The 12,681-nt window shown below is 72.2% G+C and carries 13 protein-coding genes; 5 read left to right on the top strand and 8 right to left on the bottom strand.

The genetic code is table 11. The features are described from left to right. Positions 1–51: 51 nt before the first annotated feature. Complete coding sequence (locus ADK55_RS17465) at positions 52–1,020, bottom strand: helix-turn-helix transcriptional regulator (RefSeq protein ID WP_053679894.1); 969 nt, start codon at positions 1,018–1,020, stop codon at positions 52–54. Between the two features lie 64 nt (positions 1,021–1,084). Here ADK55_RS17465 and ADK55_RS17460 point away from each other — a divergent pair, with 64 nt between their 5' ends. Further along, positions 1,085–2,236, top strand: a complete 1,152-nt coding sequence (locus tag ADK55_RS17460; protein ID WP_053679807.1) for an epoxide hydrolase family protein — start codon at positions 1,085–1,087, stop codon at positions 2,234–2,236. 94 nt (positions 2,237–2,330) lie between these two features. On the opposite strand, the gene ADK55_RS17455 is transcribed toward ADK55_RS17460, so the two are convergent. The 3 genes from ADK55_RS17455 to ADK55_RS17445 are packed head-to-tail and all read right to left on the bottom strand — an operon-like array spanning position 2,331 to position 3,724. Next, complete coding sequence (locus tag ADK55_RS17455) at positions 2,331–2,936, bottom strand: hypothetical protein (protein WP_053679806.1); 606 nt, start codon at positions 2,934–2,936, stop codon at positions 2,331–2,333. Further along, the gene (locus tag ADK55_RS17450) at positions 2,933–3,214 is read right to left on the bottom strand and encodes a hypothetical protein (protein ID WP_053679805.1); all 282 of its coding nucleotides are present in this window, start codon (positions 3,212–3,214) and stop codon (positions 2,933–2,935) included. Before ADK55_RS17450 ends, ADK55_RS17455 begins: the two co-directional genes overlap by 4 nt. A gap of 48 nt (positions 3,215–3,262) precedes the next feature. Continuing rightward, positions 3,263–3,724 carry a MarR family winged helix-turn-helix transcriptional regulator gene (locus tag ADK55_RS17445; RefSeq protein ID WP_053679804.1) on the bottom strand — a complete coding sequence of 154 codons (462 nt, stop codon included), beginning with the start codon at positions 3,722–3,724 and terminating at the stop codon, positions 3,263–3,265. Positions 3,725–3,827: 103 nt separating this feature from the next. Between ADK55_RS17445 and ADK55_RS17440 the strand changes: the two genes are divergently transcribed. Next, the gene (locus tag ADK55_RS17440; protein ID WP_053679803.1) at positions 3,828–4,220 is read left to right on the top strand and encodes a nuclear transport factor 2 family protein; all 393 of its coding nucleotides are present in this window, start codon (positions 3,828–3,830) and stop codon (positions 4,218–4,220) included. Between the two features lie 135 nt (positions 4,221–4,355). Here the strand turns inward: ADK55_RS17440 and ADK55_RS17435 are convergent, their stop codons facing one another. Continuing rightward, positions 4,356–4,895 carry an EF-hand domain-containing protein gene (locus ADK55_RS17435; RefSeq protein WP_053679801.1) on the bottom strand — a complete coding sequence of 180 codons (540 nt, stop codon included), beginning with the start codon at positions 4,893–4,895 and terminating at the stop codon, positions 4,356–4,358. A 329-nt stretch (positions 4,896–5,224) separates the two neighbouring features. Between ADK55_RS17435 and ADK55_RS17430 the strand changes: the two genes are divergently transcribed. Next, a complete protein-coding gene (locus ADK55_RS17430; RefSeq protein ID WP_053679800.1) occupies positions 5,225–5,554 on the top strand; it encodes an SCO4225 family membrane protein in 330 nt (109 codons plus the stop codon). Positions 5,555–5,636: 82 nt separating this feature from the next. Here the strand turns inward: ADK55_RS17430 and ADK55_RS17425 are convergent, their stop codons facing one another. Beyond that, positions 5,637–7,226: a helix-turn-helix domain-containing protein gene (locus ADK55_RS17425; RefSeq protein WP_234350109.1), complete on the bottom strand. Its 1,590-nt coding sequence runs from the start codon at positions 7,224–7,226 to the stop codon at positions 5,637–5,639. 301 nt (positions 7,227–7,527) lie between these two features. Between ADK55_RS17425 and ADK55_RS17420 the strand changes: the two genes are divergently transcribed. Further along, on the top strand, positions 7,528–8,235 hold the full coding sequence (locus tag ADK55_RS17420) for a DUF4232 domain-containing protein (RefSeq protein WP_053679796.1): 708 nt from the start codon (positions 7,528–7,530) through the stop codon (positions 8,233–8,235). A gap of 134 nt (positions 8,236–8,369) precedes the next feature. Here the strand turns inward: ADK55_RS17420 and ADK55_RS17415 are convergent, their stop codons facing one another. Then, entirely contained in the window at positions 8,370–8,624 is a 255-nt protein-coding gene (locus tag ADK55_RS17415; RefSeq protein WP_053679788.1) for a DUF4404 family protein, read from the bottom strand. A gap of 235 nt (positions 8,625–8,859) precedes the next feature. On the opposite strand from ADK55_RS17415, the gene ADK55_RS17410 reads away from it, so the two are divergent. Further along, positions 8,860–9,885, top strand: a complete 1,026-nt coding sequence (locus tag ADK55_RS17410; protein ID WP_053679786.1) for a hypothetical protein — start codon at positions 8,860–8,862, stop codon at positions 9,883–9,885. 216 nt (positions 9,886–10,101) lie between these two features. On the opposite strand, the gene ADK55_RS17405 is transcribed toward ADK55_RS17410, so the two are convergent. Continuing rightward, complete coding sequence (locus tag ADK55_RS17405; protein ID WP_053679784.1) at positions 10,102–12,678, bottom strand: ABC transporter permease; 2,577 nt, start codon at positions 12,676–12,678, stop codon at positions 10,102–10,104. Positions 12,679–12,681: the final 3 nt, after the last annotated feature.

Below are 12,681 nucleotides of genomic sequence, written 5' to 3'. Positions count from 1 at the left end.
CGCGCGGGGCCCGTCACCCGCGCACCGCGGGAACTCCCCGGGACTGTCCGTTCACTGGGGCGCAGGTGTCGAGCGGGAGTAGCGGCCCGCGAGCCGCCGCAGGTGGGCGACCAGTTCCGCGGGCCCGGTGACGTCGAAGTCGAAGTCGAGCATGCCCAGATGCACGGCGAGGGTCTGTACCGTGTCGGCGCCGGTGACCAGGGTGCAGCTGTCGGCGTCGATCGCCTCCACCGTGCCCACCGCGGGGTTGATCCGCTCGATCACCGCCGTCGCCGGCGCGTGGACGGTCACGCGCGCGTGGTGGCGCCAGGCCGCGCCCGACACGCGGCCGGAGACGTACGCCGCGAAGTCACCACCCGGTACCTCGCGCGGGGCGAATCGCGGCCCGGTCGGGGTGCGGGGCCGGATCCGGTCGACCCTGAACGTCCGCCAGTCCTCCCGCTCCACGTCCCACGCCACGAGATACCAGCGCCGCCCCCAGTTCACCGCCCGGTGCGGCTCCACGACGCGCCGGGTCGGCGACCCGGCGTGGTCCAGATAGTCGAAGCGCAGTCGTTCCCGGTCGCGACAGGCGGACACCAGGGCGGTCAGCACGTCCGCGGAGACCGCCGGGGCCGGTCGGTCGGCAGGCACGGCCACGGTGTAGGCCTGGAGCGTCCGCACCCGTCGGCGAAGCCGCGACGGCAGCACCTGTTCGAGCTTGGCCAGTGCCCGGAGCGAGGTCTCCTCAGTGCCGGGGACGGCGCCCCGCGCGGCGGTGCGCAGCGCGATCGTCACCGCGACCGCCTCCTCGTCGTCGAGCAGCAACGGGGGCATCGCCGCTCCGGCACCCAGCCGGTACCCGCCGGCGGCCCCGCGCGCGGCGTCCACGGGGTAGCCGAGTTCCCGCAGGCGGTCGATGTCATTGCGGACGGTGCGCCCGCTCACCCCCAGGCGCTCGGCCAGTTCGGACCCCGGCCAGGCGCGGGGGGTTTGCAGCAGGGAGAGCAGACGCAGCAGACGTGCGGAAGTGTCGAGCATGAAACCCAAGCCTGAGGTCTTAATAGGAACGGGACGTGCCTATATCCAGAATACTGTCTTGCCCATGGAGACCAGCAGCAACACCGACCCCCAGATCCGTCCCTTCCGTATCGACGTCGCGCAGGAGGAACTCGACGACCTGCGCACCCGGTTGGCGCGTACGCGCTGGGCCGGCGACATCCCCGGCACCGGCTGGAGCCGGGGCGTGCCGACCGCGTACCTCAAGGAACTGGCCGCCTACTGGGCCGACGGCTTCGACTGGCGGAAGGCGGAGGCGGAACTCAACGGGTTCCCGCAGTTCACCACCGAGATCGACGGCCAGAACATCCACTTCCTGCACGTCCGTTCGCAGAATCCGACGGCCGTTCCGCTGCTCCTGGTACACGACTGGCCCTGCTCGTTCGTGCAGTTCGTCGACGTCATCGCGCCGCTGACCCGGGACTTCCACGTCGTCGTCACCTCCACGCCCGGCACCGGTTTCTCCGGCCCGCTCGGCGAGGCGGGCTGGAACACCGGCCGTATCGCGGGTGCGTTCGTCGAGCTGATGGCGCGGCTCGGCTACGACACCTACGGCACTCAGGGGACGGGCGGCGGGGCCTGGATCGCCCTGGAGATGGGACGTCGGGCGCCCGACCGGGTCATCGGCGTCCACGTCAACGGCCTGATCACCTTCCCCTCGGGGGCCCCGGGCGAATGTGACGGGTTGACCGGGCCCGAGCGGGAGCGACTGGCACGACTGGAGGACTTCCAGCAGGACAAGATGGGCTTCAACGCCATCCAGTCCACCCGCCCACAGACCCTCGCCCACGGACTGCACGACTCGCCGGTCGGCCAACTCGCCTGGATCGCAGAGAAGTTCAAGGAGTGGACGGACCCGGAGGCCGAGCTTCCCGAGGATGCCGTGGGCCGCGATCGACTGCTGACCAACATCAGCGTGTACTGGTTCACCGGTACGGCGGGCTCCTCCGCGAACCTGTACTACGAGTCGGCCCACGACCCGAGCGCCTGGGCCCCGAAGCCGCGCGGCACCGTCCCGACCGGTGTGGCCGTCGTCCTGGACACCGACATCGCCATCCGGCGTTTCGCCGACCGGGACCACAACGTCACCCACTGGACCGAGCTGGAACAGGGAGGCAACTTCCTCGCACTGGAGCAGCCGGAGGCCTTCGTGACGGATGTCCGCGCCTTCTTCGGCACACTCGACGCCTGGGCCTGAGGACCGGGGCTGAGGGCTAGGCCTGAGGGCTGAGGGGCTGACGCGGGTTGGCGGGCGCCGGTCGCCCGGGCGTCGGGTGTCGGCTGTTGGGCGTTCAGTGTTTGTCGTCGGTCCCGGCGGGAGGCAGTGGGCGCTTGTAGTAGCGCCACGGGAACCAGCCCTCGCCGACCGCGATCCATCCGTCGGCCTCCAGTCGCCGGTGGCGTCCGCCGGACACCACCGGCACCCGGCAGTGCTCCCAGGCGTGGTCGGAGGCCTCGACCTCGTGGAAGAAAGCGCCGTAGCCGACCAGGTGCCACCCGTCGCGCCCGGCGTCGGCGAGTGCGGCCATCTCGTTGAACGCGGTCAGGGGGGTGAGGATCCGTCGCTCGGGAGCGTCGGGGTTGCCCGACGCCCCGGACGGGGCGGCGTCCTTGTCCTTGTTCGCGAACCGCTGTTGCGCGGCTTGGCGGCTCACCCCCAGGACGCGGCCCACGGTGTCCCAGCTGTGGCCTGCCGCCCTGGCGCCCTGGACGGCCTCGCGCAGCAACCGGCCGGCCTCCTCGGCGCCGACGCGCGAGGCGTCGACCAGCCGCAGGTAGCCCGCGGCATCGTGTTCGAGGGAATCGGCCAGGTCGTCGGATACACCCAGCACGGCCGCGGCGATGCCCTCGCGGATTCTGGCGGCCTCCTGTGGGCCGAGCAACTGCTGGCCGCTCAAAGTCGCTTCCCGGGACGGTGGTCGAGCGCGTCCAGCACGTCCTCGTCGCGGCGTGCGCGCTCGGTCGCGGCTCGTCGGGCCGCGGCCGAGCGGGCGAAGCATCCGGCCGTGACGGCGACCAGGGCGAGGTCGAACGCGATCAGGACCACGGTCGCGGGGGTGCTGAGGCGATCGGCGAACATCGCCGTGAGCGCGGGTACGACCGTGACGAGTGGCAGGAGGACGGTCAGCGCCGAAGTGGCGCCGTCGGGTACGGTGTTCGTCTTCGTGTTCGGCATGTGTCAAGGAAACCTTGACGCGGGTACCTTGTCAAGGATTCATTGACGTCACTGTTGTTCGGTGGAGCCCGTGAAGGGGCCCTCGTCGACGAATCGGCGCAGGTTGACGGCGAACGAGCGGGCCTCCTCCGGTGGCCAGGAGCTCAAGGACGCCTCGATGCGCGAGGCCAGGCGCTGCCGCATGATCTCCACCGTGCGGGCGCCCCGGGTGGTGAGCGTCAGCAGGACGGCCCGCCGGTCGGCCGGGTCCTGTTCGCGGCGCACGAGGCCCGCGGCCTCCAGTCGTGAGGCTCGTCGGCTCACGCCGGAACGGTCCAACCCCACGTCGGCGGCCAGGTCGGCGGCGCTGCGGGGGCCCGTTCTGGCCAGCCCGCTGAGTACCGGGTAGGTGACCTCGTCGACGGCCTCTCCCAGGCCCTCGGTGAGGGCCCGGTGCAGGTCGGCCCGGAGGGTGCGCTTGAGCAGGTCGCCCAGGGCGTCGGCGACCTCGTGTCCCGTCTCGTTGTTCACGGTCCAAGAATAGCGTGCGCCGCGCACGCAGTCTGTGTATGCTCGGAAGCGTGCGCAGCGCACGCATTATCGGGTCGAAGCCACCCCGTCACGGAGGACAACCATGAGCCACACCAACATCGCCGCCGCCCTCAACGACCTCCTGTTCACCCCGGAGCTCGACCTCGGGGAAGCCGTCGAGCGGCACTTCGCCCCCGACTACCGCCAGCGCACGAACGGCACGTGGGACGAGCGCGACGGGTTCATCGCCCACATCGCCCACCTGCGCACGGTGGTCGCGACGGGCAGTGTCGAGGTGCACGAGGAACTGACCGACGGAAGGATGTACGCCGATCGTCACACCGTCGACGTCGTCAAGAAGGACGGCTCCGGCGTCCGCACCGAGGTCTACCTCTTCGGCGAGTTCGCCGCCGACGGCCGATTCCGCCGCATAGAGGAGACCACGCTCATGCTGTCCGGCAGTGAGGAGGACCGGAACCTCGGCAGCGCACGCTGAGCACGGAGGGCCGACCGCCCGCTCCCGGTGCCGCTCCCGCTCCCGGTGCCGCGTGACCCGCCGACGCGCGCGCGTCGGCGAGCCCCGGGTCACTGCCGCGTCAGCCGTCAGCCGTCAGCAGTCAGCAGTCAGCAGTCAGCCGGAGATCCGACCGCACAGCCAGTTGCCCGGTTCCGCCGGATCGTCGCTGATCCAGAACTGGCGCCACAGCAGTGCGAACTCCTCGCGGCTGAGGTGGCCGTCGCCGTTCAGGTCGAGCAGCTCGAAGACGCCCGTCACGTCCACGGGCCGACCGTTCCACGTCTCGACGAGCGTGCGGTGTTCCTCGGGGGAGATGCGGCCGTCGCCGTTGGCGTCCACGGCGTCGAAGACGGTGTCGGCGGTCGCGGTGACGTCCGCGACCATGGCGGGCAGCCGGTCGACGAGGGCGAGCAGCTCGCCCATGTCGATCGCGCCGTCCCCGTTGGTGTCCCCGACTTCCAGCAGCGCCGCCCACCACCCCATGAGCAGGGTTTCCATCCGCTCGCGGACCGCCGTGCCGGGCCCCACTCCCGGCAGTCGGCTCCATCGGGCGACGAGCGAGGTGAAGTCCTCCTCGCGCAGGAAGCCGTCGCCGTCCGCGTCGAACGCGGCGAACATCCCCTTGAGCTTGCGCTCCTGAAACGCGCTGGCCATGAGCGGTCTCCCTCGACGCCGAACCGAACCACGGACGCGGCCGACCCGACGAGGGCCGGCAGACAGCGCGTAACTCTAGGCCGGGGCGCGCCCCCGGTCCCACGAGCACATCTGCGCGAACGGTCACCCGCCGGCGGGCCCCCGCCGGAGCGCAGGACGGCGGGCTCCCGCCCGCGGGGGCCCTGACCGGTACCCGGTCCCGGGTGTGCGGGCTCACCCGGGACCGTGATCAAGCGCCGACCGAACCGGGTACGGATACTCACGACAGACCCCCGGTCCCTCCCGAAACATGGGGAGGGGAAGAGAAACCACTACCGAGGGGGCACACCGTGAACGCCCGAACCTTCATCCGCCTGACCGTCACCAACCGCGCGTCGGCGATCTACCTCGGTCTGATCGCCTGCCTCGCCGCGATGGCCACGGCCGTGACCCTGTTCGCCGACGACCCCGGATTCGTCTGGGTATGGCCCGTCTTCCTCGCCCTGCCCACGTTCTTCCTCGTGGGCGCGCTCGGAGAAGCCGTGTGGGGCGGGACGCCGATGCCCGACTGGTTCTTCTTCGGAGGCATCCTCCTCTCCGTCCTGATCCAGTCGTTCGCCCTGGGAGCGCTCCTGGCGGGCCTGCACCGCCGTACCCGCCCCGGCCCGCGCCGCGCCTGAATCCGCACCTGGCACCTCCGCGATCCGGACCCGGCACCTTCGCGGCCGTACGCGCGAGGAGTTCAATGCGGCGCGCGGGGGATCACAGGGCAACCCACTCGCTGCGGTCCGGCCACCAGCCGTACCTCGGTCGGCCCTCCAGCGCGCTCGTGCGGAAGGGCCGACCGCCGTCGTCCACGCGCACCGTGCCGCGCCGGTCACCACTGCTCCAACCGACCTCCAGATACCAGCTCGCCAGATGTCCCTCGGTGTGGACGTCGAGGTTGAACACCTGCGGGTCGTGCGACGAGACCTTGAACGGGAAGCCCTTGGCGGGCACGGTGGATCCGCCGTCCTGACCGTCCTTCGCCCTGGTCACGGGCCGGGCGTCGTCCAGGTCGATGTCGAAGGTCTGAGGGGTGATGCCGCTGCCGCAGCCGTCGCCCATGGAGAAGGCCCGCCACGCGAGCGGCGCGCCGCGCTCGACCACGCGCACGTCGATCCCGGTGATGACCACCGCCTCGTCCGTACGGCCCTTGGCGGTCAACTGGAGCTGCATCGCTCCGGCGTCAACGGCCCCGAGCGCCCTGGCCCAACCCCGGGTGTCCTGCGGGGCGCTGGGCGGCGGTACCTGTCCCTCCGGCTGATTGAGCAGGAAGTTCGCCCCGCAGGGCGCGTCCCAGTTGTACGAGCTCACCCCGACGCTCGGTGGCTGCACGGCCGCGCCGTCGCCGGAGGGCGGTGTCCCCCCGGGCGCGCCCGACCCTTCCCGGCCGGGCGCGGGCGAGCTCGCCCCGGCGACGGGGGAGGCGCTGCCGCCCGCGGTGGTGGAGCCGCTCGCCGTGGGAGAGGTCGAGGCGGAGGCGCTCGTCCCGGGCCCGGGGGTGTACGGCGCGGTCCGGCTCGACGAGGGGCTCACGGGAGCCGAGGGCCCCGAAGGAGTCGGCTCGTCCGCGGCGTAGCGGGTCACGGCGTACGCCGCCGGCACGGCGAGCACGGCGACGGCTCCGGCCGCCAGGGCGATCCGTAGCCCTCGGCGCCGCGCCGGGAAGCCCGCGGCGGCGGAGCGCGAGGAGTCGCGACCGCGACGGGGCCGACGCGTGGTGGACGTGACGGCGCCGACTGCCGGGGTCTTGCCGGCCTCCGGTTCCGGCCCGTCATCGGATTCCGTTTCTGGCGTCGGCGTCGGCGTCGGCGTCGGTACCGGCGTCGGCATCGGCTGTGGCGACTCGGCGCCCTTCGGGGCGTTCTCGGCCGAGGACGCCGAGGACGCCGAGGACGCCGGGGGCGCCGGGGAGTGCGGACCGGCCGCGCCGGCCGCTTCACCAGGCGCCGCGTCCGCGGTGCCGGCCGCCTTCGCGAGGTTCGCCGAACCGGTTCCCCCTGCCGCCGTCTCCGCCGTCTCCGTCGTGTCCGCCGTGGTGGTCGTCGTCACCGGCCGCGGACGCCGCCGCGCGTCGTCGGCGATGATCCAGCGGCGGTGTGCCTCCACCAGCTCGTCGCGGGTCGCCCCGCACTGCTTGGCGAACCGTTCGACCGTCCCGAACTCGGTGGGAACGGCGTCTCCGTTGCAGTACCGGTGCACCGTCGACGTGCTCACGTGCAGCCGCCCGGCGAGCGCTCCGTAGCTCAGCCCCGAACGCTTCTTGAGCCCGCTCAACAGTCCGGCCAGGCCATCCGATCCCGTGGTCACTCGGGTCCCCCGCTCCATACGTCTTTCCAGCCAGGCGTTCCAGGGACAGGTCATCCGACCAGCTCACAGGCCGTTCCACGTCCCAACGTCCCCCATTGTCCCGTGTATCTGGCACATGATCGGCACAGCCCCGCAACCTTGGGACAGCGCCACCGAAACCGGAGCTGCCATGCCAAGACGTTTCGGCGCGACCGACGTGGTCGCCGTCGCCGTACTGATCGCCTGTATCTCGGTCCTGACCGCACTCCTGGGCCGTCACTGAATCCGCGTCACATCCCACACCAGAAGGACGACCGCATCCATGCGCACCACCCGTACCAGTCGCACCGCTCTGACCGCCTGCGCCGCCGCCCTGCTCGCAGCCACCACCCTGACCGCGTGTCAAGGCAATGACGCACTGATCAAGGAACCGTCGCCCGCCGGCGCGGCCTCCGCCGTGCAGCCCTCGGGCGGCACCACCGACAGCGGCAACGCGCAGCCCGTCGGCCACAGCCCCAGCGGGGGCACCGCCGCCCCGACCGCCAAGGGCGGCGCCGGGGACGGCAACAGCAAGGCGGGCGGGGGCAAGGGCGGCGCCGAGGCCGGTTTCGTGGCCTGCGCGGCCGGTTCCACGAGGATCGTGGCCACCAAGGTGGAACGCCCCGTCAACCACATGCTGCTCACCGTCACCAACACCGGTAAGCGTGCCTGCGATGTCTACCTCGCGCCCCTGCTGCGCTTCGACGACGAACAGGCTGCGACGCAGATCGTGGAGGACAGCAAGCCGCAGGCCGTCACGACGCTCGCCCCGGGCGAGTCCGCGTACGCCGGGGTGACCCTCAGCAGCGCGACCGGTGAGGCGGCCCACGGCTACAAGCCCGAGAAGCTTGAGCTCCACTTCGCTGCCCGCAGCGGTTCCGGTTCGGCCGGCGCCCCGGTCAAGGTGACCCTCCCGGCGGACACGTACAAGGACGACAGCGCGGCCGTCACGTACTGGCTCACCTCGATGCAGGACGCGCTGAACCACTGAACGGCCGTCCCGTCACGCCTCGTCGTCCCGGCCGACCTCGCTCGGCCGACTTCGCCCGCCCGCCTCGCCCGCTCCGAAGCGCGAACACCGCCCCGGGGCGAGGCCCGGGGCGGTGCGGAATGCGGTGAGGGAGCTCAGATGCCGATGTTGGCCAGGTTGACGCCGATGTTGCGCAGGGTCGCGGCCAGGGAGGGGTGCTTCACCTCGAACCGTTCGGCCGCCAAGTGCAAGGACTCGGACATGCCCGGATCCTCGGCCGCCTCATCGGCCTCCAGCCGGTCGAGCAGCGCCTCCAGGTGTGCGCGCTCGTGTGCCGGGAGGCCGACTCCCGTCGTCCGGAGCTCCGCACGCAGTGCCTCCAGATGTTCCCTCGTCGCGTGGTTCGGCACCGTGTCTCCTCCGTCGCTCGCCGCCTGGCCCGGGGTCCGTCCCCAGGCAGCGGATACCGACCGTCTGCCCGCCCCCGCTCCCCGCACGCCTCCACGAGCCGGCAAGGCGCGTGGGTGCCCCTCCGGAACTACCATGGACGAATGCAGCCGAAACGGCCCGATAGGCCCGATTGACCCGGATCTCGTCTCTCGGCCGCGTGCACCCGCGTACGCATACCCAGGGTGATCGATGACGATGAAGCGAACCGCTCAACGGCGCGTCGGCGACAGGGTCCCCGCGCTCGCCGCCGCTGCCGCCGTCGCGTGCCTGCTGCCCGGAGGCGTGGCCGTCGCCGGCGAGGCCGACAAGGCGAGGTCTTCCTCGGCCGACAGGGTGGCCGCCGTGGACGAGACCTGCGCGACCTCGCTGCCGGACAGTTTCTGGCGGGCACCCGTGGACAAGCTCCCCGTGCACCCGAACTCCGCCCGGTACGTCTCCTCGATCGGCTCCTCGGTACCCCTGCATCCGGACTTCGGGTCGGGCCTCAGCGACGGCGAACCCTTCGGCATCCCCATCACCGTCTCGGACGAGAAGCTGCCGGAAACGAAGGTCACGCTGGACTACGCCGACGAGAGCGACAAGACCGGGTACCGCATCCCGCCGGACGCCAAGATCGAGAACGGTCCGGCGAGCGAGGGGGACCGGCACGTCGTCGTATGGGACCGCGAGCTGTGCAAGTCCTACGAACTCTGGAACGCGAAGCAGGAGGGCGACAACGCCTGGCACGCCGGAGGGGGCGCCGTCTTCGACCTGACGACCAACGATCTCCGGCCCGACGGCTGGACGTCCGCCGATGCCGCCGGCCTCGCCATCCTCCCGGGGCTGGTACGCCAGGAGGAAGCGGAGTCCGGGCACATCGACCACGCGATCCGTGTCACCGTGCCGCGCTCGGACCAGAGTTACGTCTGGCCCGCGAGGCACCAGGCGGGAACCGCCGCGGACCCGTCACTGCCTCCCATGGGATTGCGACTGCGGCTGAAGGACTCGGTGGACACCTCGACGATGGGCCCGCAGGCCAAGGCCGTCGCCGAAGCGCTCAAGAAGTACGGCGCCATCGTCGCGGACAACGGCTCGGCCTGGTTCATCACCGGGGAGGAGAACCCCGGTTGGGACAACGCCCAGCTCGACGCGCTCAAGGCCATCAAGGGATCGGACTTCGAGGCGGTCGACGCATCGGGACTCCAGCGGTCGCCGGACTCGGGAGCCGTGGAGACCAAGTGATCCGCTGACTGAGGCGGGGCGGGGCCGGCCCTCGGCCCGGGAAACCGCCACCCCGGCCCGGGAAACCGCCACCCCGGCCCGGGAACCCGCCACCCCGGCCCGGGAACCCGCCACCCCGGCCCGGGAACCCGCCATCTCGGCCCGGGAACCCGCCACCCCGGCCGGCGAACCCGCCACCCCGGAGCGGGGACGGGTTCCCGGGCCGGGGCCTCGCGTCTACGTCCGGGCGACGGCCTCCAACGGGCTCAGCGCGGCCGCCCGCCGGGCCGGTCCGGCAGCAGCGAGCACGCCGACCGCGAGGGAGACCAGGCACACGAGGAGCAGCTCCCCCCACGGCAACGCCATCGAGTAGTCCGCCATCGCGCCGTTGGCCACCGCGCCGACCGCCCAGGCTCCGAAGAGCCCGCCCGCCAGGCCCAGGAGCGTGCCGAAGCCGGCGACCGTCACCGATTCCACGCGGATCATCCGCCGGATCCCGCCGCGATCCATTCCGACGGCGCGCAGCACGCCGATCTCGCGGGTGCGTTCCGCGACCGACACGGCCAGGGTGTTCACGATGCCGAGCGCGGAGATCACGGCGCCGAGGACCAGCAGCCCGTACATGAGGGTCAGCAGGTCGCCCATGGCCCCGGCGGCCTCGTGGACCAGCTCGTCGCGGTCCTGGACCTTCACGAGCGGGCTGTTGCCGGTGGCGGTGCGCAGCCGGTCCGCGGTGGTCTTCGGGGTCGTGCCGCCGGCGTCGGTGCGCACGAGGATCCGCTGGACGGAGTTCGGCAGGTGACTGTCCCGGCCCACTTCGACGCGCGCACCCAGCACGTCGTGGGCGACGGGGTTGTCCCGGTAGACCCCGACGACGGTGTACTGCTTGGACCGCTGGTCGCGACCGATGCGCGCGGTCAGCGTGCTGCCCGTGCTCAGGCCCTGTTCCCGGGCGACGGAGGCGGACACGGCGAGCCGGCCGGGACCGAGGTCCTTCAGGGATCCACCGACGAAGTCGAGTTCCATGACGTCGCGCACGGTTTCGGCGTCGACACCGGCGATCTGACGGACCTGGCCGCCGGTGAACAGGGTGGAGTCCGTGACGGCGCTCGCCGTCTTGACGCCGGCGGTGTCGGCCACCCGCTTCACGGCGGCCGGATCGATGCCGCTCATGGAGCCACGGGCGCTGATGACGTGGTCGGCGCCGAGACCGGCGGCGGCCTGCCGATCGAGGGCCTGCGACGTGGAGTCGCCGATGACGGCGAGCCCGGCGACCAGTGCCGTGCCGACCATCAGCGCGGACGCGGTGGCCGCGGTACGGCGCGGGTCGCGCAGCGCGTTCTCCCGTGCGAGCCGGCCCGCGATCCCGAGGCGGTCGGTCAGCCGTCCGCTCAGCCGGATCACGGGACCCGCGAGGAGCGGGGCCAGGACGATCATGGCGGCCACCACCACGGCGCAACCGCACATGGCGGTCCGCAGGTTCTCCTCGGAGGCGTCCTTCGCCCCGGTGAGCGACACCAGCAGCCCCGCGCCGAGCGCCAGCAGGAGTGCCCCCGCCACCCCGCGGACCCTGGACGCCATCGCGGTGGGCGGTTGGTCCGCCGAGCGCAGGGCCTCGATGGGCGCGATCCTCGCTGCCTTGCGGGACGGCAGCCACGCGGCGAGGACGGTGACGCCCACGCCGACGCCCAGGGCGGCGAGGATCGGGCGCGGGCCGATGACCAGGGGCCCCCGGGGCAGCGCGTTCCCCCCGGTGTTCAGCAGGTCCGGCAGTACGGCGGCGATGCCGAGGCCGAGCAGGAATCCGACCACCGACGCGGCGAGGCCGACCAGGGCGGCCTCCCAGAGGACGGCGCGGACCACCTGCCGGCGCGCGGCGCCGATCGCCCGCAGCAGCGCGATCTCCCGGCCGCGCCGGGACACGAGCATGGTGAAGGTGTTGACGATGAGGAACGAACCGATGAACAGGGAGACCCCGGCGAAGACCAGCGGCAGTTTGGTGTAGCCACGGGTCAACGTGTCGGCGAGGATGCCCTGTTGGTCGGCCTGGGCCCCACCGGTGGTGGCTTCGGCGCGGTCGGCCGGCAGCACGGCGCCGACGCGCTCGGCGAGCTCGTAGTCGCTGACGCCGGGGGCGGCGGACAGATCGATCGAGGTGTAGTGGCCCGGTGACGCGAACAGCGCCTGGGCGGTGGCCTCGTGGAACAGGGTGAGGGTGCCGCCGGCGGTCACCCGGGGCTCCTTCGTGGTCACGATGCCCACGAGCCGTTTCCTCAGCACCGGGCCGTCGGTGGCCAGCGTGATGGTGTCGCCGAGGGTGAACCCGCCGGCGGCGGCGGTCCCGTCGTCCACGGCGATCTCGGCGTCGTTCCGGGGCGCGTGACCCTTGACCAGCGGAAAGCGGCTGTCCTTGCCGTCCGCCCCCGGTACGTGGGCGGCGCCCAGGTTCGCCCAGGTCCGTCCGGCGCGCAGGGGGGCGCCGTCCGAGCCGTTCAGGGTCGCCCGGCCGTCTACCGACGGCCGTACCGCTGCGACACCCGGTACGTCGGCGAGTTTCCGCGCGAGCACGTCGTCGACCACGGTGGCGCCATCGCCGGGGCCGTCCGCGGTGGCCCCGGGCGGGGGCTGCCTCGGGGTCACGGTGACCGCGATGTCCGCGAAGCTCTTCGACACGGCGGCGCGGTGAGCGGCCGCCGAGGAGTCCGCGAAGACGAGTGTGCCGCTGACGAACGCGACACCCAGGCAGACCGCGAGGACGGTCAGGAGCAGACGGGCTTTGTGCGCCAGGGCGTTGCGCAGGGCTGTTTTCAGCATGGG

The organism is Streptomyces sp. WM4235, assembly GCF_001279725.1.
Classification (GTDB): domain Bacteria; phylum Actinomycetota; class Actinomycetes; order Streptomycetales; family Streptomycetaceae; genus Streptomyces.
This window is presented reverse-complemented; position numbering and strand designations above follow the sequence as displayed.

Excerpts from the sequence above, each read along its gene's own strand:
- ADK55_RS17440 (WP_053679803.1), top strand. The coding sequence starts at position 3,828 with ATGAGCCACACCAACATCGCCGCCGCCCTCAACGACCTCCTGTTCACC.
- ADK55_RS17465 (WP_053679894.1), bottom strand. The coding sequence starts at position 1,020 with ATGCTCGACACTTCCGCACGTCTGCTGCGTCTGCTCTCCCTGCTGCAA.
- ADK55_RS17435 (WP_053679801.1), bottom strand. The coding sequence starts at position 4,895 with ATGGCCAGCGCGTTTCAGGAGCGCAAGCTCAAGGGGATGTTCGCCGCG.
- ADK55_RS17420 (WP_053679796.1), top strand. The coding sequence starts at position 7,528 with ATGCGCACCACCCGTACCAGTCGCACCGCTCTGACCGCCTGCGCCGCC.
- ADK55_RS17450 (WP_053679805.1), bottom strand. The coding sequence starts at position 3,214 with ATGCCGAACACGAAGACGAACACCGTACCCGACGGCGCCACTTCGGCG.
- ADK55_RS17410 (WP_053679786.1), top strand. The coding sequence starts at position 8,860 with ATGAAGCGAACCGCTCAACGGCGCGTCGGCGACAGGGTCCCCGCGCTC.
- ADK55_RS17405 (WP_053679784.1), bottom strand. The coding sequence starts at position 12,678 with ATGCTGAAAACAGCCCTGCGCAACGCCCTGGCGCACAAAGCCCGTCTG.
- ADK55_RS17460 (WP_053679807.1), top strand. The coding sequence starts at position 1,085 with ATGGAGACCAGCAGCAACACCGACCCCCAGATCCGTCCCTTCCGTATC.